Source organism: Microbacterium sp. M28, from assembly GCF_025836995.1.
GTDB lineage: Bacteria > Actinomycetota > Actinomycetes > Actinomycetales > Microbacteriaceae > Microbacterium.
The window spans coordinates 16,928-35,720 of the sequence record NZ_CP107546.1 but is presented as its reverse complement, the minus strand read 5'-3'; the positions used below and the strand labels follow the sequence as shown (position 1 = coordinate 35,720).

Here is an 18,793-nt window from a genome sequence, read left to right as displayed (position 1 = left end):
TTCTCGTTTCGCAAGTGGTTTCTCGGTGTCAGTGTCCGCCGTGGTCGCCGCCGCCGTCGGACCCGTGGTCCTCTGCGGCATCGGATGCCGCGGCATCCAGGACGAACTGCGCGGTGTGGACCTGCCCGTCGACCTGGAAGTCCAGGTAGAGCAGGTAGCGCCCGGCCGACGGGACGCCGGCGGTGAAGTCGACGGTGGGGCCGGCCGTGTCGCCTGGCTGCGGCTCGTCGCCGTGCGCGTGGACGTGCAGGTAGGCGAGGTCGCCGTCGCGGAGGGCGACGAGGTGACCGAACGCGCCCAGGTACGGCTCGAGCGTCGTGACGGGTTCGCCGTCGCGGGTCACCTCGACGCTGAGTCCGCTGTCGGCACCGGCGACCAGGTCGCCTGTGATCGCGACGTCGAAGCCGTCGACGGATGCGGCCCGGATGACCTCGGTCGCCGGGCTGGGGGTCAGGATGCCGGCGACGTCGACCGTGCGCGACAGGGTCGCGGCTGTGCCGTCGGAGACGAAGTCGGCGTAGACCCGGTAGGTGCCTGCGGCATCCCAGGTCCATGGGAGCGACCAGACGCCGGTCGCGGCATCCAGTTCGGGGTGCACGTGGCGGTACTGCGTCCCGTCGTTGCGCACCACGATCAGGTGCAGCTGCTTGCCGTGGGCGGTGTCGTAGGTCGTGACCGCCTCGCCGTCCGCGGTGAGGATGCGGAACGCGAGCTCGCCGTCGGCGCCTGCGGCCGCTGGGGCGGCGATGGGGGCGAGGGTGAATCCGGATGCCGACATCGTCACGCCGGTCACCTCCTGTTCGTTCTGTTCTGTGGCTGCGGGTTCCTGCTGCTCGACTGCGTGGCCGGGGTCTTCCGCATGGCTCGCCTGACTCCACGCGGCGACCGTGCTGTCGGGCACGATCGCGCCGGCGGCCACGTAGGCGGCGCCGAACGCGACCACGAGGCCCGCGCCGTAGAGACCCAGGCGGCCTGCGGTGTTCATCAGGCGCGCACCGCGGCGTAGCCGGCCTCGTCGACGGCGGCGATGACGGCCGCATCGTCCACGGGGGCGTCGCTGGTGACGACGAGCCTGCCGTCGGAGGCGCTGACCTCGATGCCGCTGACGCCGGCGACCTGGCCGACCTCTTCGCGGACCGACATCTCGCAGTGGCTGCACGTCATTCCGGTGACCTGGTATTCGGTGGTGCTCATGGTTCTTCCTCTCGTCTCGCTCGGAGTACCCAGGAGGGGTATACGACTGATGCAACCCTATACCCATGGGGGGTATTCCCGTCAAGGCGCAGGACTGCGGAACGGCGGACGCGAGAGGCGCGAACCGCGACGGGAGAGGGTGATCGTCAGGCCCGCGCGGGGAGCGCGCGCAGGGCGATCGCCTGGCTGGTCGCGAAGAGCGCGATGTCGATCGCGATCGCCACGATCGCAGCGATGACGAGCACCGTCGCGGCGGCGATGGAGGTGAAAGCGACGGCGACCGCCGCCAGGAGGTTGGCGATCATCACCAGCCGCAGGGCGAAGCGCAGGGGAAGTCGAGCGAGCATCCAGAGGATGCTTCCGGCCCAGACGACCACCGTGATCCCGACCGCCGCGATCAGGGGTTGCGGAAGCGCCACGCCTTCGGCGATCTGCGCCGAGAACAGGGCGACGCCCACCCCCAGAAGCGCGCAGTACGCGGCATCGATGCGAAGGCTCCATCGGCCCAGCTGCCGCCCGTCGATCCGCATCATCGCCTCCCGTGCTTCGTTGTATGGAGGCTACCGGTGGGACAACAACGGCCGACAAAAAAGTCCTGAGCCGCGACTCGTTCGAAAACGAAGTCGTGACTCAGGACCTGTGGTGGTGCGCGAGGGGGGACTTGAACCCCCACGTCCTTGCGAACACTGGCACCTGAAGCCAGCGCGTCTACCTATTCCGCCACTCGCGCGAGTGTCTCGTTCCGAAGAACTCAACTTCCCGAGGATATCACGCGTTTCGCGGGTCGGTGAAACCGCGGTCATCTCCGCCGCGCGACGTGGCCGCCCCGCCCGACGAGACGTACTCTGCGCGGTGAGACTTCGCTTACTGAGCCAAGTCTCACCCCGCAAACCAAGTCTCACGGCCCACGCGCATCCCCCACGCGGCCCGCACGACGCCCGGCTCGCGCGGCCCGCCGCCGCCACATCGCCGCAAATCCGCGGCACGAAGGCGTTCACTCAGGACACCTGACTACGATGGCCGTACCAGTCGGCATGCCAGAGGAGCCCCGTGGGACTACTTGACAGCTTTGAGAAGGGTCTCGAGCGCGCTGTGAACAGCGCGTTCGCGAAGACCTTCCGCAGCGGCATCCAGCCGGTGGAGATCGCCTCCGCCTTGCGGCGCGAAGCCGACACGAAGGCCGCGATCGTCAGTCGTGACCGCATCATCGCGCCCAACAGTTACCTCGTGCGCCTCAGCCCCGACGACGCCGAGCGGATGCAGTCGGTCGGCAGCCCCCTCATCGACGAACTGCTCGCCCTCGTCACCAAGCACGGCAAGACCCAGGGCTACAGCTTCGCCGGCCCCCTCTCCATCGCCCTCGAGGCCGACGAGAAGGTCGCCACCGGCACGGTCCGGGTGAACTCCTCGACGATCGAGGGACGCGTCACCTGGCAGGCCGTCGTCGACGTCGACGGTCGCCGGCACTCGATCTCCCGGTCGCGCACGGTCATCGGCCGCGGCAGCGACGCCGACATCACGATCTCGGATGCCGGTTCGAGCCGCCGCCATGCGGAGATCCTCTGGGACGGCGAGCGCGCCATGATGCGCGATCTCGGATCGACGAACGGCACCAAGGTCAACGGGGACAAGGTCCGCGAAGCGCGCCTCGATTCCGACACCACGATCACGATCGGCCGCACCGACCTCGTCTTCCGGGTCGTTCCGGTGGCCTCGCCGCAGCGCAGGGACGACGACGCGACGCGTGCCTTCGGGGTGACGCCGTGAGTGAACTCGTCCTCGTCCTGCTGCGCGTGGGCTTCCTCGTCCTGCTGTGGTTCTTCGTGTTCGGCGTCGTGTACTCGCTGCGCGCCGACCTCTTCGGCGTCCGCGCGCGCAAGCTCCCCGCCGAGGCCACGGCGGCACCGGCGGCCTCATCGACCCCGGCCTCCACGCCGGCATCCGGCATCTCGGCGAAGGCGTCCGCACCGGCGGCCAAGCCCGGCTCCCCGGCGACCGCGACCAGCGCCACGCGCCTCGTCATCACCTCCGGCCCGAAGGCGGGCCTGGAGATCCCCCTCGGCAGCGAGCCCATGACGATCGGCCGCTCGAGCGAATCCGGGCTCGTGATCCGCGACGACTACACCTCCAGCCACCACGCGCGTCTGATGCTGCGCGGCGGCACCTGGACCATCCAGGATCTCGACTCGACGAACGGCACGTACCTCGACGGCAAGCGCCTCAGCGGCGGCCCTGCCGTGATCGGCATCGGCATCCCCGTCAAGGTGGGCGCCACGACCTTCGAACTGCGAGCCTGAGCGCGGCATGGTCTTCGAGGGCTCGAGCGCCGCGATCTCCCACACCGGGAAGGTCCGCTCCAACAACCAGGACTCCGGTTACGCCGGAGCCAACCTGTTCGCCGTCGCCGACGGCATGGGCGGCCACGCGGGTGGCGATGTCGCGTCGAGCATCGCGATCCAGCGCCTCGCACCGCTGGACACCACGTACCCGACGACCGACGACGCGCAGGCATCCCTCCAGGCGGCGACGACGACCGCCGCGGGCGATCTGATCCGCGCTGCCAAGGACCGTCCGGAGCTCGCAGGCCTGGGCACCACGGTCAGCGCGATCATCATGGTCGACGAGTACGCCGTCATCGGTCACATCGGCGATTCGCGCATCTATCTCTTCCGCGACGACGAGCTCACGCAGATCACCGCAGACCACACGTTCGTCCAGCGCCTCGTCGACTCGGGCCGCATCACGCCGGAGGAGGCGCGCTACCACCCGCGGCGCTCCGTCCTCATGCGCGTGCTCAGCGACATGGACAACGACCCGGAGCTCGACATGTTCGTCATGCCGACGCTCCCCGGTGACCGCTGGCTGCTCTGTTCAGACGGGCTCTCCGGCGTGGTCGACGAGCTGCACATCGCGAAGGTCATGCGCCAGGGCCTCGCCCCCGGTCGCACCGCGGACACCCTGCTCAAGCAGGCGCTGGACGGCGGAGCGCCGGACAACGTCACGATCGTGCTGGTGGACGTGGGAGGACAGCATCCACTCTCCTCCGGTACGGCGACCATCGTCGGCTCGGCATCGAACCCCTCAGGCATCCTGGTCCCCGCTGCCCGCGCGAGTCGCAGCAGCTGGCTGCACCCGGTTCGGCAGGCGGCGAACGAACCGACCCACTTCGAACCGGCCGCCGACTACCTCGAAGAGCTCATCGAAGAGGACAAGCGCCGGGCGAAGCGCCGACGCGCCGGATGGATCAGCGCGCTCGTCATCGCCCTGCTGGCGCTGATCGGCGCGGGGTTCCTCGCCTACAACTGGACGCAGACCCGCTACTTCGTCGGTGCCGACGAGGACAGCGTCGTGATCTTCCAGGGCGTGCAGCAGAACATCGGCCCGATCACGCTGTCGTCGCCGATCGAGGACACCGACATCCTGCTCGCCGACCTGCCGCCGTACCAGCGGGCCTCGGTCGAGCGCACGATCAACGCCCGGTCCCTCGCGGATGCCGAGGCCATCGTCCTGCGCCTGCAGGCCGGAGCCGACGCCGTCAAGGAGGACGAGGCGCGGACCACGCCGATGCCGACTCCGCTGCCCACGGAAGAGGGGGCGCCATGAGCACCGACGTCGCCGCAGACACCGCGGTCATCAAGGCGCTGAAGAAGATGCGGCTGCCCCAGACGCAGCGCAACCGCGAATTCTGGCTGCTGCTGTTCGCGTGCGCGCTCAGCGGCGCAGCCCTCGCCCTGGTGCAGCTCGGCGCTCTCGGCACGATCGACCCCATGATCCTGTTCATCGGCGGCGGACTCGCGGTGCTGGTGTTCGCCCTGCACATCGTGCTGCGCATCGTCGCGTCGGACGCCGACCCGTTCGTCGTCCCGATCGCGACGCTGCTCACCGGGCTCGGCATCGCCATGATCTACCGGATCGACCTGGCCAAGAACCTCACCGGCTGGGATGCGTACTCGTCCAAGCAGCTGGCGTGGACGGCGATCTCCCTCGCCGGCGCGATCGCGCTGGTCATCGCGCTGCGCAACTACCGCGTGCTGTTCCGCTACACGTACCTGTTCGGCCTCGCCGGAATCGTGCTGCTGCTGCTGCCGTTCGTCCCCGGGCTGCGCGTCACGACCGCGAACGCCGACGTGTGGGTGTCGCTCGGCGGCTTCATCTCCTTCCAGCCCGGTGAGCTCGCCAAGCTGTGCCTGGCGATCTTCTTCGCCGGATACCTCGTGCGCACGCGGGAGAGCCTGACGTCGGTCGGCACGCGCTTCCTCGGCATCACGTGGCCCCGAGCCCGCGAACTCGGCCCCGTGATCGTCGTGTGGCTGATCTCGCTGGGCATCATCGTCTTCCAGCGCGACCTCGGCACCGGTGTGCTGATCTTCGGCATGTTCATCGCGATGCTCTACGTCGCCACCGGCAAGACGAGCTGGGTCGTGATCGGCCTCGCCCTCGTCGCGGTCGGCGTCTTCCTCGCCACCCAGATCCTCAGCTACGTGCGCGGTCGCTTCACCAACTGGCTGTATGCGTTCGACCCGAGCATCGTCGACCCGCAGGGCGCCGGATTCCAGCTGCAGCAGGGCATCTTCGGTCTCGCCCAGGGCGGGCTCATCGGAACCGGACTCGGCATGGGCCGCCCGCAGGTGACGCCGCTGGCGCACAGCGACTACATCATCCCGAGCCTCGGGGAGGAGCTCGGGCTGGTGGGCATCTTCGCGATCCTCTGCCTGTACATGGTCTTCATCAGTCGCGGCATCCGCATCGGCATGGCCGGCCAGGACGACTTCGGCAAGCTCCTCGCGACCGGCCTGTCGTTCACGATCGCGCTGCAGGTGTTCATCATGGTCGGCGGCGTCACGCGGCTCATCCCACTGACGGGCCTCACGACCCCCTTCCTGGCCGCCGGCGGATCGTCTCTGATCGCCAACTGGCTCATCGTCGCGCTGCTGCTGCGCATCTCCGACGGTGTGCGCCGTCAGCCGAGGGTGGTGATCGGATGACCAAGGAACTGCGCCGCCTCAGCATCATCATGCTCGCGATGTTCCTGTCGCTGTTCATCGCGACCAGCTGGATCCAGGTCGTCGAGGCCGATGCCCTGGCCCAGAACCCGAACAACAGGCGCACCCTGCTGAACGGATACGAGATCCAGCGCGGCTCGATCATCGCCTCGGGGACGCCGATCGCCTACTCGACACCGACCGATGACAACTATGCGTTCCAGCGCAACTACACGGATGCCGCGATGTGGGCGCCCGTCACCGGGTACTTCAATCCCGCGCTCTCCGGCACCGGCATCAGCGGCATCGAGAAGGCGATGAACGCCGAGCTCTCCGGCACGGGAGCCGGCGCGTTCTTCGCCGAGATCGAGCGCATCGTCTCCGGACAGCCGCAGACCGGCTTCAGCGTGGAACTGACGCTGGATGCCGAGGTGCAGCGGGTCGCCTATGAGGCCCTGGACGGGCTGCAGGGCGCCGTCGTGGCGATCGAACCGTCGACGGGCCGTGTGCTGGCCCTCGCGTCGTCGCCGAGCTACGACACGAACCTGCTCGCCGTACACGACGTCGCCGCGGTCAACGAGACCTACGAGCAGTTGCGCGATTCCGCCGACAACCCGCTCTACAACAGGGCCATCGCGGGCAACCTCAACCCTCCTGGGTCGACCTTCAAGGTCGTCGTCGCCTCCGCGGCCTTCGCCACCGGAGAGTGGACCCCCGAGTCGACACTGCCGAACCCCGCGCGATACACGTTGCCTGGGACCAGCACGCAGATCTCCAACGCAGGTGGCGGGACCTGCGGCGCCGGCGCCACGGTCACGATCGCGGACGCCCTGCGGCTGAGCTGCAACATCCCGATGGCGCAGCTGGCCGTCGCGATCGGCGATGACGCGATCCGCGAGACGGCGGAGGCGTACGGGTTCGACCGGTCCTTCGACATCCCGCTGACCTCGACGGCGTCCACCTACCCGCGCGGGCTCAGCGATGACCAGACCGCGCTCACCGGTTTCGGCCAGGGCGATGTCCGTGCCACGCCGCTGCAGATGGCCATGGTGTCGGCAGGGCTGGCCAACGACGGCGTCGTGATGAACCCGCGGATGGTGGATGCCGTGATCGGCACCGATCTGTCGGTGCAGCGGGCGTATGAGAACACCGAGTTCGGCCGCGCCGTCGAAGCGTCCGTCGCGCAGTCCGTGAGCGACGCGATGGTCGCGAGTGTCGCGTCCGGAGCCGCGTCTAATGCGAGAATAGACGGAGTCGATGTCGCCGGTAAGACGGGTACGGCGGAGAACGGTGACACAGAGCCGTACACGCTGTGGTTCACAGGTTTCGCCCCGGCGGATGATCCGCAGGTGGCGGTGGCAGTCGTCGTCGAAGACGGCGGTGGTAAGGGTCAGTCCGGATCCGGCAATTCAGTTGCCGCTCCGATTGCGAAGAAGGTCATTGAGGCGGTGCTGAGCAAATGAGGCCGACGCAGGGTGTGTCGTTCGGTGGACGGTACGAGCTCCAGTCGCGAATCGCGATCGGCGGCATGGGCGAGGTCTGGGAGGCGACCGATCATGTGATCGGCCGAACAGTCGCCATCAAGATCCTCAAGGACGAGTACATGGGGGATCCGGGCTTCCTCGAGCGCTTCCGCGCCGAGGCCCGGCACGCCGCACTCGTCAACCACGAGGGCATCGCCAGCGTGTTCGACTACGGCGAGGAGAACGGCAGCGCCTACCTCGTCATGGAGTTGGTGCCCGGCGAGGCGCTCTCCACCGTCCTCGAGCGCGACGGCGCCCTGAGCGCGGACAAGACGCTGGACATCGTCGCGCAGACCGCTGCTGCGCTGCAGGCCGCGCACGCCGCCGGCCTCGTGCACCGCGACATCAAGCCGGGCAACCTGCTGATCACGCCGGACGGGCGCGTCAAGATCACCGACTTCGGCATCGCCCGCATCGCCGACCAGGTGCCGCTGACGGCGACCGGTCAGGTGATGGGCACGGTGCAGTACCTGTCGCCCGAGCAGGCGTCCGGCCACCCGGCATCCCCTGCGACCGACATCTACTCGCTCGGCATCGTGGCGTACGAGTCCCTGGCGGGCAAGCGTCCGTTCACCGGCGAGTCCCAGGTCGCGATCGCGATGGCGCAGATCAACGAGCAGCCGCCGCCGCTGCCGCCGACCGTGCCGATCCCCGTGCAGAACCTCGTGATGGCGATGATCACGAAGAAGCCGGCCGACCGGCCGAGCTCGGCCGCGACCGTCGCTCGCGCGGCTCAGGCACTGCGCCGCGGCGATCTGAACTCCGCGGCGATCGCCGTGCCGGCGATCGCCACCGGCGGCGTCGCCGATGACGCGACCCGCATGATGGACGCCTCGGGCGACGACGCGACACGCATCCTCACGACGACCGCCGCCCTCGAGACGGACGACGCCGTCGAAGAGGAGAAGAAGAAGAAGCGCAGCCCGTGGACGTGGCCGCTGATCGCGCTCATCGTGATCCTGCTGCTCGCCGTCGGCGGCACCATCATCGCGCTGCTCTCCGGCGACCCGGAGGAGAAGCCCACGACGCCTCCGCCGACCACGCAGTCGCAGACGCCGACCCCCGACCCCACGCCGACGGAGGACCCGCGCGTCAACGTCGGCGAGCTCGGTCTGGTCGGCATGACCTGCGACCAGGCCGTCACCGCGGCGGATGCCGCAGGGCTCGATGCCAGCTGCGTCACCGGCAGCACGCCTGCTTCCTCGCCGGAGCAGAAGGGCACCGTGCAGAGCGTCGAGCCCGGCGGAATGGTCGAACCTGGCACCGCGCTGACACTGACGCTGTTCGGCGATGTCATCACCGTGAGCCCGCCGAGCTCCGCGCCGACCCTCGGCGGCGAGGCGGTCGCCGGTGCGAAGGTCATGCTGAACTGGACGAACTACACCTGCCCGTCCGGTGTGCCGGCGCTGAGCGCGTACGAGGTCACCATCACGAACGCGACGTTCGCCGACGGCACGACGACCCGCAGCTTCACGCCAGCCGAGCGCAGCGCCGAGATCACGATCGGTGCGGACAAGGCCGGACAGAACGTCACGGCGACGTACCAGGCGTTCTGCGGCGGCGACCGGCCAACCGGGAGCTCCCCCCAGCTGACCGCACCGATCCAGCCCGCGGCGACCGAGCTTCCGGGTGCGGACGTCGATGGCGCGGTAGACGCGGGCGGCGACGCCGAAGGGTAGCCTGGTGAGCAGTCAGCCGGTGTCTAACAGGGGGTCGTCCGTGTCCACAGAGCAACGTGTCCTCGCGGGACGTTACCGCGTCGACGAGCTCATCGGCCACGGTGGCATGGCGAAGGTCTACCGCGGGCACGATCTGACGCTGGGCCGCGAGGTCGCGATCAAGATCCTCGATCCCGAGCTCGCGCGCGACACGGCGTTCCGCACGCGGTTCCGGCTGGAGGCGCAGTCCGCGTCGCGGATGTCCCATCCCTCGATCGTGCGCGTGTTCGATGCCGGCGAGGACGACTCGGCGGCGCAACCCGTCCCGTACATCGTGATGGAGCTCGTCCAGGGCACGCTGCTGAAGACGATCATCTCCAACGGCCCCGTCCCGGCGGCGGATGCCGTGCGCTACGTCGACGGCATCCTGGAAGCCCTGGAGTACTCGCACAAGGCCGGTGTCATCCACCGCGACATCAAGCCGGGCAACGTCATGGTGACGCCCAAGGGCTCGATCAAGGTCATGGACTTCGGCATCGCCCGCGCGGTCTCCGATTCGTCGTCGACGGTCGCCGAGACGACGCAGATCATCGGCACGGCCGCATACTTCTCGCCCGAGCAGGCCAAGGGCGAACCCGTCGACGCCCGCACCGACCTGTACTCGACCGGTGTGGTCCTGTACGAGCTGCTGACCGGACGCCAGCCGTTCCGCGGCGACTCGCCGGTCGCCGTCGCGTACCAGCACGTCAGCGAGACCCCGGCTCCGCCGACAGACGTCAACGAGCTGTCCCCCGCGGCCCTCGATCCGATCGTGCTGCGCGCCCTGGCGAAGGACCCGTATCAGCGGTATCCGGATGCCGCGAGCTTCCGCACCGCGCTGGACACCGCCTTCGGCGGCAAGGCGCCGAGCAAGAAGCAGATCGGCGCCCTGACGAGCGAACTGTACGGCCCCAGCCCTCGGGCTGCGCAGGAGACGGCTCGCACGCTGCGCCAGCTCTCCAGCGACACCACCATGGCGCGCACGCAGGCCGGTCCGCCGGTGGCCTGGATCTGGGCCGGCGTCGCGCTGCTCGCCGTGCTGCTGGCGTCCGTGCTGTTCTGGGTCGTCACCGTTCAGGGGCCCAGTGTGCAGACCTCGTCGCGCACCGTCCCCGAGCTGAGCGGCTTCACGGTCGCCGCGGCGACGGAGGAGCTCGACGATCTCGGACTCACCACGAGGCTCGTGGAGGAGACGTCCGCGAGCATCGCCGAGGGCAACGTCACACGAACCGACCCGACCGAGGGCACGACGGTGGAACCGGGTACCGAGATCACGGTCTACGTCTCCAGCGGCGCCGAGATGGTCGTCGTCCCGCGCCTGGTCACCATGTCGCAGGCCGACGCGCAGAAATCGCTGGAGGACGCCGGGCTCCAACTGGGCACGATCCGGCGCGTCAACGACAAGGACCAGGCGGCGGGGATCGTGCTCGAGGCCAGCGAAGAGGAGAACGCCGAGGTGGCACCGGGGACGATCGTCGACCTCGTCGTCGCCAGCGGCTCGGTCACCCTGCGCGACCTCAGCGGCTTCACGCTGGATGCCGCGACGGAGGAGCTCGAAGGCCTCGGCCTCACCGCCGTCCCGACCGCGGACACCAGCTGCCCCGCGGTGAACCCGCCGACGGTGACCTCGATGTCTCTGGCCCCCGGCGACGTGCCGGTGCACTCCACGGTCGAGCTGCGTTACTGCACCGGCTCGTAGTCTCCGAGCGGGCTGAGGCGCGCGGCGCGAGTCACGGCATCCGGATCGCCCACCGACGAGAGCCAGTTCGCCAGCAGCCGGTAGCCCCCCGCGGTCAGCACGCTCTCGGGATGGAACTGCACGCCGAGGATCGGAAGATCGCGGTGCGCGACAGCCATGACCGTCCCGTGCTCGGCACGGGCGGTCACCCCGAGTTCCGCCGGGAGCTCCGACTCGGCGAGGGCGAGCGAGTGGTAGCGACCGGCGGCGAACGGCGACGGGATGCCGTGGAACAGCGCCGAGCCGTCGTGCGCGACCTGTGACACCATGCCGTGCATCAGCTCGGGCGCCTCGGAGACCTCGGTGCCGAACGCCGCACCGATCGCCTGGTGCCCGAGGCAGACGCCGAGCACCGGCATCCGCCGACCGGCGGCTTCACCGACGACGGCGACCGAGGCGCCGGCATCCCGGGGCCGGCCGGGTCCGGGGGAGAGCAGCACCGCATCGATCCCCGACAGCAGCGAATCCATTCCGGCGTCGTCGATCGCATCCGCCTCGACGACGGTCGTGACGGCGCCGAGTTCGTGCAGATAGCCGATCAGCGTGTGCACGAAGCTGTCGTGGTTGTCGACCACGAGCACCCGCACGGTCATTCCAGGTCGACCTCGCCTGGGGTGATGATCGGCGCGATCCACGGGAAGACGTAGAAGAACAGCCCGTAGAGGATCGCGGCGACCGCGACGAGGAGGATGAGCACCCGCAGCCACCACGGCCCGGGGAGGATGCGCCAGAGAGCTGCATACATCAGGGGCTCCTTAGAGGGACGGCGGGGCGACTTCGACGGGCGCCAGCGATTCGGGTGGACCCTCGGCACGCGGCTGGAAGCCCTCGAACACACCGTAGGCGACGATGCGTTCGGCGAGCGAGTACAGCGGCGAGCACGCGGTGAGGGTGATGTAGCGTTCGCCGGTCTGGACGCCGGGCATCTGCGGCACGTCCAGCAGCACGTCGACCTGCGTGGGCGTCACGTACTCGAGCGTGCGGAAGCGATAGGTGTACCAGCCCTCCGGCGTCTCGACGACGATCGCGTCACCGGTCCTGAGCTTGTCGATCTTGTTGAACGGCTTGCCCCAGGTGGTGCGGTGCCCGGCGAGGGAGAAGTTGCCGACCTCACCCGGCATCTTCGACTGCTCGTAGAGTCCGATGCCGATCTTGTCGAGCGTGACCGCGCGACTGGTGCCGCCGGCGATGGCGACGTTGTAGTCGCCGCCGAACCGAGGGATGAGCATCCGCGCGAACTCCTCGCCGTCACCGGGATGCGGCAGGATCGGCGGCTCGTACAACGTCTCACCGGTGTCGTCGGTGATCACCGGAGGCGGCTCGGGGGCGGGCGCGCTGGCCCATTCCTCGGAGACGGCGGCGCCCTCGGCGTTGTGCTGCGCGCTGATGATGATGTCACCGATCCACATCTGCCACGCGACGAAGAGCATGACCAGGACACCCGCCGTGAGCAGGAGTTCGCCGAGCACGCTCGTGAACGTCGCGCGCTGACGCGGACGTCGGGCGCGACGCTTCTCGGGCACGACGGATGCTGTCACAGGCGCGATCCTATCCGCTCGACGTGTGCGTCGGCCCGATGGCTCGGGCGATCGCAGGACACATGGGTAGAATGGCCCCCATGGCACGAGACCGTAAGAGCGAAGAACCCGTCGTCGAGCGCGCTGAAGGCGAGCAGGCGCCCAACGCCGTGTGGTTCAAGCCCGTCATGATCGGCTTCATGCTGCTGGGCCTCGCCTGGATCCTCGTCTTCTACATCTCCGGCATGCAGTGGCCGATCCCCGGCATCCAGTCCTGGAACCTCGCGATCGGTCTCGGCATCGCGCTGATCGGCTTCCTGATGACCACGCGCTGGCGCTGACACCCCACGTCTTGTGCGAAGAACCCCCTCACGGCATCCGTGAGGGGGTTCTTCCGTTGGCGCCGACGGAGAGTTATCCACAGGCTCATCCACAGGGTGGGGAGAATTACACCGGTGTTATTCACACCCTGTGCACACGGCAGATCAGGCGAGCAGGACCGCTGGGGGGACGAACGCCAGCAGCGCGACGAGCACGAGACCGAGCGCGACGAGCCACAGGATCTGCCACACCCGTTGGTCACGGCGACGGGTTCGGGTGAAGATGAGCGCCACGAGCAGTCCCACGACCGCCCCGCCGATGTGCGCCTGCCAGGCGATGTTGAAGCCGGGGATGAATCCGATCACCAGGTTGAGGCCGATGATCACCAGGATGCCGGTGATGTTCGCGCCCATATGCCGACCGATGATGATCAGCGCGCCGAACAGGCCGAACACGGCGCCGGAGGCGCCGACGACCGACTGCAGCGGGTCGATGCATGCCACGGCGACCGAGCCGCCGACCGCGCTGAGCACATAGAGCGTCAGGAATCGCCAGCGCCCCAGCATCGGCTCCAGGGTGCGTCCGATCACCCAGAGCGAGAGCATGTTGAAGCCGATGTGCCAGATGCTGCTGCTGTGCACCAGGGCCGCAGTGAGCACGCGCCACGGTTCGAAGACGCCGCCGTTGAGATCGGGGTACAGATAGACCGCGTTGAAGAGCAGGGCGCCTTGGATGCTCGCGCCGATACCGGGAATCAGGGTCAGTAGCCAGATGAACGCCGTGACGGCGATGATCGCGTAGGTGACGATCGGCTTGCCGGTGGCCGGCGCCAGGATCGAGCGGCCGCCGTTCCAGCGGCGATCAGCCTTCTTCTGGGCGGGAGTGCGGTTCTGCTTCTGCTCCTTGAGGCACTCGGGGCAGATCACGCCGACAGCGGCCTGCGTCTGGCACTCGGGGCAGATGGTGCGCAGGCAGCGCTGGCAGAGCACGAAGCTCTGCCGATCCGGATGCCGATAGCAGAAGTTGTCACGATTGCTCGTGAATTCGGTGTTCGTCATCCGGATCGGCGCGTACGGTCGGTCAGGCCGCGACGATGTCGATCGACTGCAGCACGACGGGCTCGATCGGACGGTCGCCGGCGGCGGTCGGGACGGCGGAGATCGCGTCGACCACGGCGCGCGAGGCGTCGTCGGCGACCTCGCCGAAGATCGTGTGCTTGCCCATCAGCCAGGTGGTCGGGTCCGTCGTGATGAAGAACTGCGAGCCGTTGGTGCCCTCGAGCTCACCGGTGATCGCGTTGCGACGCAGGCCCGCGTTCGCCATGGCGAGCATGTAGGGCTCGTTGAAGTTCAGTTCCGGGTGGATCTCGTCATTGAAGTTGTAGCCGGGGCCGCCGACGCCCTGACCGAGCGGGTCGCCGCCCTGGATCATGAAGTTCGGGATGATGCGGTGGAAGATGACGTCCTTGTAGAGGGGACCCTCGCCGGGCTTGCCGGTGGCGGGGTGGGTCCAGTCCCGGGAACCGTCGGCGAGGCCGACGAAGTTCGCGACGGTCTTCGGGGCGTGGTCGCCGAAGAGGTTGACGACGATGTCGCCGTGGTTGGTGTGCAGGGTTGCGACGTGCGAAGCGTGAGGCATTCCTCCATTCTCGCAGAGCGACGCGACGAATGGCCTGGATGGCCCGCCTGATCGCTTAGCGCGATCGAAGGGTCCTGGCAAGGGTGGCCACAATCTCTGCCCGCATCCAGTCATGTCTGGCATGATGGGGAACCCGTACTCCAATGGACAGGAGAGCATCGTGAGCCTCAGCCGAAAGCGGAAGAAGGAACTGCGCCGTCTGCAGAATGACGCGAACAAGCTGTGGGAGACCCAGCAGGTGCTCGTCGGACAGGCCGCGGACGTCGCTCGTGAGGCCGGCCGCCAGCTCGGCAAGCTCAACAGCGAACAGGTCGTGCCTGTCGTCCAGGACGCCTACAAGCGCCGGGTCGCTCCGGTCGTAGACCAGAGCGTGCGCTTCGGCAAGCACGTCATGGACGACAAGCTCGTTCCCGTCGTCGGCGGCGTGGTCGGCTCGGCCCTCTCCGCGTGGGACATCGCCAACGCGAAGCGTCACGGCGTCACCATCGTCCCCGCGAAGAAGAGCGGCCCTGGTCTGGGCTCGGTCGTCGCGATCGTCCTCGGTGCCGCCGCCGCGATCGGCGTCCTGTACGCCGCATGGCAGGCCCTGCGCGCCGACGACGAGCTGTGGGTCGCGGACGACCCGCTGTCCGCGCCGAACGCGTGACCGACCCGCACTCCAGGGTCAAGGATGCTGCGGCCGCCCGTGGTCTCGAGATCGAGATCCGCGAGCGGCCGCAGGCACGCAGTCTCCACGAAGCCGCAGAGATCCTCGGCATTCAACCCTCCGGGATCGTGAAGACGCTCGTCGTCAAACGATCCGATGACACGTACCTGTTCGCGCTGGTCCCCGGCGGCCGGTCGATCTCGTGGCCGAAGCTGCGCGCGGTGGTCGGGGTCAACAAGCTGCGTCTGCCAGAACCGGAGCTCGCCCTCGCGGCGACCGGCTACGAGCGCGGTACGATCGTCCCGATCGGCAGCACCACGGACTGGCCCGTCTTCGCCGACGCGTCCATCGTCGGCCAGCGCGTCGCCATGGGCGCCGGTGCCCACGGATACAGCCTGTTCGTCGACGCCGATGCCCTGATCGCCGCCTACGGCGCGACGGTCGCCGACATCTCCGAGCCGGAGAAGCCGCGCAGCTGACCGGCTAGAGGATGCCGGCCATCCGCAGCGCGATGTCGACGAGCTTGACCCGCTGGAGCTCCGCTACCGCTGGCACGTCGAACCATCCGGCCATGTCGGTCGAACCGTCCCGTTCGAAACGCAGGCGTCCGCCGGTGACACGGGCGCGATACAGGATCCGCAGGGTGTGCAGCGGGACGTCGGCCTTGTGCACACGGCGACCGGCCGGGATCACGCGGGAATGGATGCCGAGCAGCTCGCCCACCTGCACGGTGTAGCCGGTCTCCTCGCGCAGCTCGCGCCGCACCGCGTCCTCCGGGTCCTCCCCGGCCTCGAGGCCCCCGCCGGGCATCGTCCAGGCCGCGCGACGGCCTTCGGTCCATCGGGCGAGGAGGATCCGGTCATCGTCATCGGTGACGACCGCGTAGGCGGCGACTCTCAGGTCCATCCACTCACAGTAGCGGTCGGCGCATGGCCGGTCGGCCCTGGTGTCCTAGGCTTCTGCCATGCCGAACATCAGAGTCGAACTTCTGCCTGGCCGTTCCGTCGATCAGCGCCGCGCCTTCGCCGAAGCGGTCACGGATGCCGCGGTCGACGCCCTCGGCGCGCGACGCCAGGACGTGCGCATCATGTTCGAGGAGGTCGCCGCCGACTTCGTCGCGAACGGCGGCGTTCTCGCCAGCGAGGACGACTCGCGGGCGGCGCAGGTCTCCAAGGTGACGTCCTCGTTCTCCTGAACGCGTCCTGGTCCGATGCGTCCCGCGCATCGATCAGGAATGGAGAAGCGCCCCGCCATCGGCATCCATAGGCTGATCTCACAACCAGCCCGAGGAGGAACCGATGTCCGAGACGAAGAACTTCACCGGCGAAGAACGCGAGGCCATGAAGGCCGCGGCGGCCGAGAAGAAGACCGCGCGTTCGCGCGCGAAGAAGACGCCGGAGGAGCGCCGCGCCGAGGGCGAGGCCGAGGTGCTGGCGAAGATCGCAGAGCTCGCCGAGCCCGATCGGACTCTCGCCACGAAGCTGCACGAGCTGGTCGGCGAGAACGCCCCGCACCTGGTGCCGCGCACGTACTACGGCATGCCGGCGTGGGGCAAGGACGGCAAGGTGCTGTGCTTCTTCCAGCCCGCGACGAAGTTCAAAGTCCGGTACGCGACGTTCGGCTTCGAGACCATCGCGAATCTCGACGAGGGCACCGTGTGGCCGACGTCGTACGCCGTGACCGACCTCACGGATGCCGACCTCGCATTCCTGGCGGAGCGGATCCGGCTCGCGGCGAGTTGATGTCCTCGCGCGGCGGCGTCTGCGACGTCGCCGCGCGGAGCACCCGCGATCATGAGGTAGTGTCATGTCCATGACATCCCGTTGGTATGCGTATTTCGAGTCGGCTCTGGAGGGGCCGGCGCTGAGTTAGCGCGTACCGACACCTTCAGAGCCGACAAGCCAGAGCATTCGCTCTGGCTTTCGCCGTTTCGGCGGGCTCTGCATCGGGTCCGCCCTCGACAGGACAGGACCCCTGCACATGAAAGACGCAGCCACGATCGACGCCACCGCGGATCTCCATGTCGCGGCCTTCACCACGATCCCCGCACCCGCGGAGATCGCCGCCGAGTTGCCGGTCGGCGATGAACGCGCGGCGCTCGTCTCGCGGACCCGCGACGCGATCCGCGCCATCATGGCCGGCGAGGATGACCGCCTGCTGGTCATCGCCGGCCCGTGCTCGATCCACGACCCCGTTGCCGGACTCGAGTACGCCGGTCGGCTGACGCGCGAAGCGGAGCGGCACCGCGACGATCTGCTGATCGTGATGCGCACCTACTTCGAGAAGCCCCGCACGACCGTCGGTTGGAAGGGCCTCATCAACGACCCGCACCTCGACGGCAGTCACGACATCGAGACCGGGCTGCGGCAGGCGCGTGCGTTCCTGCGCGACGTGACGGCGCTCGGGATGCCGTGCGCGACCGAGTTCCTGGAGCCGATCAGCCCGCAGTACACGGCCGACCTCGTCTCGTGGGGAGCGATCGGGGCCCGGACGACCGAGAGCCAGATCCACCGTCAACTCGCGAGCGGACTGTCGATGCCGATCGGCTTCAAGAACGGGACGGACGGCGGGCTCCAGGTCGCTCTGGATGCCGCGGCCGCCGCATCCTCGCCGCAGGCGTTCCTCGGGATCGGCGCCGACGGGCGGGCGAGCCTCGTGACGACGACGGGCAACCCGGACACCTCGGTGATCCTGCGCGGCGGTGCGGATGGGCCGAACTACTCGGGCGACCACGTCGCGCACGCCTCTTCGCGGCTGGAGGCCGCGGGCCTGACGGCTCGGCTGATCATCGACGCGAGCCACGGCAACAGCGGCAAGGATCACGTGCGTCAGGCGGAGGTCACTCGGGAGCTCGCCGCACAGATCGCGTCCGACGGCTCCGCAATCGCGGGCGTCATGGTGGAGAGCAACCTCGTCGCCGGCGCGCAGAAGCTGGATGTGACGCAGGGTCCCGGCGGACTGGTGCGCGGACAGAGCGTGACGGATGCGTGCATGGGGTGGGACACGACCGCCGACGTGCTCGCCGGTCTGGCGGCGGCGGCGCGGGCGCGGCGCGGCTGACGGCGGCGAACAGGTCGCAGACGTTGGCACCCAGGGGCCGTCGGCCTTGGACCCGGTCGCAGATTCTGTCGCTTCGCGGCCGCGAAAGCGGCGCAGTCTGCGACCCGGAATCCGCACACCGGGTCAGAACGGCGGATTCTGCGACCCAGCCTCCGCCGTCGACCGGCGTCAGGTGCGGAGTACGTTGAGCAGTTGCCAGCCCTCGGGCACCTTTGCCTCGAGCGCGGCCATGTCCTCCGCCTCGACCCGGGTGACCTGGTCGCGGCGGGCGAAGGTTCCGACCGCCTGGAGGATGGCCGCTCCCTTGATCATCTCGACCGGAGCGGAGACGAGGTCGAAACCGTCGGGACGCTGCGCCGCCAGCTGGGTCTGGACTCCTGCGAGGTCAGCGGCTTCCACCGCGACGGAGCGGGTTTCCACGGGACGCATGAGACCGATCAGCACTCTTCGATCCTACGAGGTGGCTGGTGCCGCCCC

The 18,793-nt window shown here is 68.7% G+C and carries 23 protein-coding genes and 1 tRNA gene; 13 read left to right on the top strand and 11 right to left on the bottom strand.

Annotated elements, in window-relative coordinates; all coding sequences use genetic code 11:
* Positions 1-28 precede the first annotated feature (28 nt).
* The 4 genes from OED01_RS00205 to OED01_RS00190 all read right to left on the bottom strand — a co-directional run bounded on the left by OED01_RS00205 (position 29) and on the right by OED01_RS00190 (position 1,924).
* The gene (locus tag OED01_RS00205; protein ID WP_264156379.1) at positions 29-985 is read right to left on the bottom strand and encodes a heavy-metal-associated domain-containing protein; all 957 of its coding nucleotides are present in this window, start codon (positions 983-985) and stop codon (positions 29-31) included.
* Positions 985-1,194 carry a heavy-metal-associated domain-containing protein gene (locus OED01_RS00200; RefSeq protein WP_264156378.1) on the bottom strand — a complete coding sequence of 70 codons (210 nt, stop codon included), beginning with the start codon at positions 1,192-1,194 and terminating at the stop codon, positions 985-987. The genes OED01_RS00205 and OED01_RS00200 overlap by 1 nt, the downstream gene beginning before the upstream one ends.
* 146 nt (positions 1,195-1,340) lie before the next feature.
* Entirely contained in the window at positions 1,341-1,727 is a 387-nt protein-coding gene (locus OED01_RS00195; protein ID WP_264156377.1) for a hypothetical protein, read from the bottom strand.
* Positions 1,728-1,837: 110 nt separating this feature from the next.
* Positions 1,838-1,924, bottom strand: a tRNA-Leu gene (locus OED01_RS00190).
* Positions 1,925-2,244: 320 nt separating this feature from the next.
* Here OED01_RS00190 and OED01_RS00185 point away from each other — a divergent pair.
* Genes OED01_RS00185 through pknB form a run of 7 tightly spaced genes read left to right on the top strand, consistent with a single transcriptional unit; the run spans position 2,245 to position 11,095 of the window.
* Positions 2,245-2,961, top strand: coding sequence for an FhaA domain-containing protein (locus OED01_RS00185; protein WP_264156376.1), 717 nt, complete (start codon positions 2,245-2,247; stop codon positions 2,959-2,961).
* Positions 2,958-3,491 (top strand): FHA domain-containing protein FhaB/FipA, encoded by a 534-nt coding sequence (locus OED01_RS00180; protein ID WP_264156375.1) that lies wholly within the window; start codon positions 2,958-2,960, stop codon positions 3,489-3,491. The genes OED01_RS00185 and OED01_RS00180 overlap by 4 nt, the downstream gene beginning before the upstream one ends.
* Before the next feature lie 7 nt (positions 3,492-3,498).
* Positions 3,499-4,797 (top strand): PP2C family protein-serine/threonine phosphatase, encoded by a 1,299-nt coding sequence (locus tag OED01_RS00175; protein ID WP_264156374.1) that lies wholly within the window; start codon positions 3,499-3,501, stop codon positions 4,795-4,797.
* Positions 4,794-6,179, top strand: a complete 1,386-nt coding sequence (locus tag OED01_RS00170; RefSeq protein WP_264156373.1) for an FtsW/RodA/SpoVE family cell cycle protein — start codon at positions 4,794-4,796, stop codon at positions 6,177-6,179. Before OED01_RS00175 ends, OED01_RS00170 begins: the two co-directional genes overlap by 4 nt.
* Entirely contained in the window at positions 6,176-7,639 is a 1,464-nt protein-coding gene (locus OED01_RS00165; protein ID WP_264156372.1) for a peptidoglycan D,D-transpeptidase FtsI family protein, read from the top strand. Before OED01_RS00170 ends, OED01_RS00165 begins: the two co-directional genes overlap by 4 nt.
* Complete coding sequence (locus OED01_RS00160) at positions 7,636-9,378, top strand: protein kinase domain-containing protein (RefSeq protein WP_264156371.1); 1,743 nt, start codon at positions 7,636-7,638, stop codon at positions 9,376-9,378. Before OED01_RS00165 ends, OED01_RS00160 begins: the two co-directional genes overlap by 4 nt.
* Positions 9,379-9,418: 40 nt before the next feature.
* A complete protein-coding gene (gene pknB / locus OED01_RS00155; protein ID WP_264156370.1) occupies positions 9,419-11,095 on the top strand; it encodes a Stk1 family PASTA domain-containing Ser/Thr kinase in 1,677 nt (558 codons plus the stop codon).
* Here pknB and OED01_RS00150 read toward each other — a convergent pair.
* The 3 genes from OED01_RS00150 to OED01_RS00140 are packed head-to-tail and all read right to left on the bottom strand — an operon-like array spanning position 11,077 to position 12,672.
* Positions 11,077-11,727, bottom strand: a complete 651-nt coding sequence (locus tag OED01_RS00150; protein WP_264156369.1) for an anthranilate synthase component II — start codon at positions 11,725-11,727, stop codon at positions 11,077-11,079. The two genes, pknB and OED01_RS00150, sit on opposite strands and share 19 nt — an antisense overlap.
* Positions 11,724-11,879 (bottom strand): hypothetical protein, encoded by a 156-nt coding sequence (locus tag OED01_RS00145; RefSeq protein ID WP_264156368.1) that lies wholly within the window; start codon positions 11,877-11,879, stop codon positions 11,724-11,726. Before OED01_RS00145 ends, OED01_RS00150 begins: the two co-directional genes overlap by 4 nt.
* A gap of 10 nt (positions 11,880-11,889) precedes the next feature.
* Entirely contained in the window at positions 11,890-12,672 is a 783-nt protein-coding gene (locus tag OED01_RS00140) for a class E sortase (RefSeq protein ID WP_264156367.1), read from the bottom strand.
* 80 nt (positions 12,673-12,752) lie between these two features.
* Here OED01_RS00140 and OED01_RS00135 point away from each other — a divergent pair, with 80 nt between their 5' ends.
* Positions 12,753-12,992 carry a cell division protein CrgA gene (locus tag OED01_RS00135; RefSeq protein ID WP_264156366.1) on the top strand — a complete coding sequence of 80 codons (240 nt, stop codon included), beginning with the start codon at positions 12,753-12,755 and terminating at the stop codon, positions 12,990-12,992.
* Between the two features lie 144 nt (positions 12,993-13,136).
* On the opposite strand, the gene OED01_RS00130 is transcribed toward OED01_RS00135, so the two are convergent.
* Both OED01_RS00130 and OED01_RS00125 read right to left on the bottom strand, forming a co-directional pair.
* The gene (locus OED01_RS00130; RefSeq protein ID WP_264156365.1) at positions 13,137-14,030 is read right to left on the bottom strand and encodes a rhomboid family intramembrane serine protease; all 894 of its coding nucleotides are present in this window, start codon (positions 14,028-14,030) and stop codon (positions 13,137-13,139) included.
* A 22-nt stretch (positions 14,031-14,052) separates the two neighbouring features.
* Positions 14,053-14,610: a peptidylprolyl isomerase gene (locus tag OED01_RS00125; RefSeq protein WP_264156364.1), complete on the bottom strand. Its 558-nt coding sequence runs from the start codon at positions 14,608-14,610 to the stop codon at positions 14,053-14,055.
* A gap of 160 nt (positions 14,611-14,770) precedes the next feature.
* Between OED01_RS00125 and OED01_RS00120 the strand changes: the two genes are divergently transcribed.
* On the top strand, positions 14,771-15,256 hold the full coding sequence (locus OED01_RS00120) for a DNA helicase (protein ID WP_264156363.1): 486 nt from the start codon (positions 14,771-14,773) through the stop codon (positions 15,254-15,256).
* Entirely contained in the window at positions 15,253-15,735 is a 483-nt protein-coding gene (locus OED01_RS00115; protein ID WP_264156362.1) for an aminoacyl-tRNA deacylase, read from the top strand. Before OED01_RS00120 ends, OED01_RS00115 begins: the two co-directional genes overlap by 4 nt.
* A 4-nt stretch (positions 15,736-15,739) precedes the next feature.
* Here the strand turns inward: OED01_RS00115 and OED01_RS00110 are convergent, their stop codons facing one another.
* Positions 15,740-16,162: an NUDIX hydrolase gene (locus OED01_RS00110; protein WP_264156361.1), complete on the bottom strand. Its 423-nt coding sequence runs from the start codon at positions 16,160-16,162 to the stop codon at positions 15,740-15,742.
* A 58-nt stretch (positions 16,163-16,220) separates the two neighbouring features.
* Here OED01_RS00110 and OED01_RS00105 point away from each other — a divergent pair, with 58 nt between their 5' ends.
* From OED01_RS00105 to OED01_RS00095, 3 genes are all read left to right on the top strand, one after another.
* On the top strand, positions 16,221-16,451 hold the full coding sequence (locus OED01_RS00105; RefSeq protein ID WP_264156360.1) for a tautomerase family protein: 231 nt from the start codon (positions 16,221-16,223) through the stop codon (positions 16,449-16,451).
* Between the two features lie 103 nt (positions 16,452-16,554).
* Positions 16,555-16,998, top strand: coding sequence for an iron chaperone (locus OED01_RS00100; RefSeq protein ID WP_264156359.1), 444 nt, complete (start codon positions 16,555-16,557; stop codon positions 16,996-16,998).
* A gap of 238 nt (positions 16,999-17,236) precedes the next feature.
* Positions 17,237-18,316, top strand: a complete 1,080-nt coding sequence (locus tag OED01_RS00095; RefSeq protein WP_264156358.1) for a 3-deoxy-7-phosphoheptulonate synthase — start codon at positions 17,237-17,239, stop codon at positions 18,314-18,316.
* A 168-nt stretch (positions 18,317-18,484) separates the two neighbouring features.
* Here the strand turns inward: OED01_RS00095 and OED01_RS00090 are convergent, their stop codons facing one another.
* Entirely contained in the window at positions 18,485-18,760 is a 276-nt protein-coding gene (locus OED01_RS00090; protein ID WP_264156357.1) for a hypothetical protein, read from the bottom strand.
* Positions 18,761-18,793: the final 33 nt, after the last annotated feature.

Excerpts from the sequence above, each read along its gene's own strand:
- OED01_RS00110 (WP_264156361.1), bottom strand. The coding sequence starts at position 16,162 with ATGGACCTGAGAGTCGCCGCCTACGCGGTCGTCACCGATGACGATGAC.
- OED01_RS00125 (WP_264156364.1), bottom strand. The coding sequence starts at position 14,610 with ATGCCTCACGCTTCGCACGTCGCAACCCTGCACACCAACCACGGCGAC.
- OED01_RS00105 (WP_264156360.1), top strand. The coding sequence starts at position 16,221 with ATGCCGAACATCAGAGTCGAACTTCTGCCTGGCCGTTCCGTCGATCAG.
- OED01_RS00205 (WP_264156379.1), bottom strand. The coding sequence starts at position 985 with ATGAACACCGCAGGCCGCCTGGGTCTCTACGGCGCGGGCCTCGTGGTC.
- OED01_RS00150 (WP_264156369.1), bottom strand. The coding sequence starts at position 11,727 with ATGACCGTGCGGGTGCTCGTGGTCGACAACCACGACAGCTTCGTGCAC.
- OED01_RS00145 (WP_264156368.1), bottom strand. The coding sequence starts at position 11,879 with ATGTATGCAGCTCTCTGGCGCATCCTCCCCGGGCCGTGGTGGCTGCGG.
- OED01_RS00175 (WP_264156374.1), top strand. The coding sequence starts at position 3,499 with ATGGTCTTCGAGGGCTCGAGCGCCGCGATCTCCCACACCGGGAAGGTC.
- OED01_RS00195 (WP_264156377.1), bottom strand. The coding sequence starts at position 1,727 with ATGATGCGGATCGACGGGCGGCAGCTGGGCCGATGGAGCCTTCGCATC.
- OED01_RS00170 (WP_264156373.1), top strand. The coding sequence starts at position 4,794 with ATGAGCACCGACGTCGCCGCAGACACCGCGGTCATCAAGGCGCTGAAG.
- OED01_RS00135 (WP_264156366.1), top strand. The coding sequence starts at position 12,753 with ATGGCACGAGACCGTAAGAGCGAAGAACCCGTCGTCGAGCGCGCTGAA.
- OED01_RS00100 (WP_264156359.1), top strand. The coding sequence starts at position 16,555 with ATGTCCGAGACGAAGAACTTCACCGGCGAAGAACGCGAGGCCATGAAG.
- OED01_RS00165 (WP_264156372.1), top strand. The coding sequence starts at position 6,176 with ATGACCAAGGAACTGCGCCGCCTCAGCATCATCATGCTCGCGATGTTC.
- OED01_RS00095 (WP_264156358.1), top strand. The coding sequence starts at position 17,237 with ATGAAAGACGCAGCCACGATCGACGCCACCGCGGATCTCCATGTCGCG.
- OED01_RS00130 (WP_264156365.1), bottom strand. The coding sequence starts at position 14,030 with ATGACGAACACCGAATTCACGAGCAATCGTGACAACTTCTGCTATCGG.
- OED01_RS00200 (WP_264156378.1), bottom strand. The coding sequence starts at position 1,194 with ATGAGCACCACCGAATACCAGGTCACCGGAATGACGTGCAGCCACTGC.
- OED01_RS00160 (WP_264156371.1), top strand. The coding sequence starts at position 7,636 with ATGAGGCCGACGCAGGGTGTGTCGTTCGGTGGACGGTACGAGCTCCAG.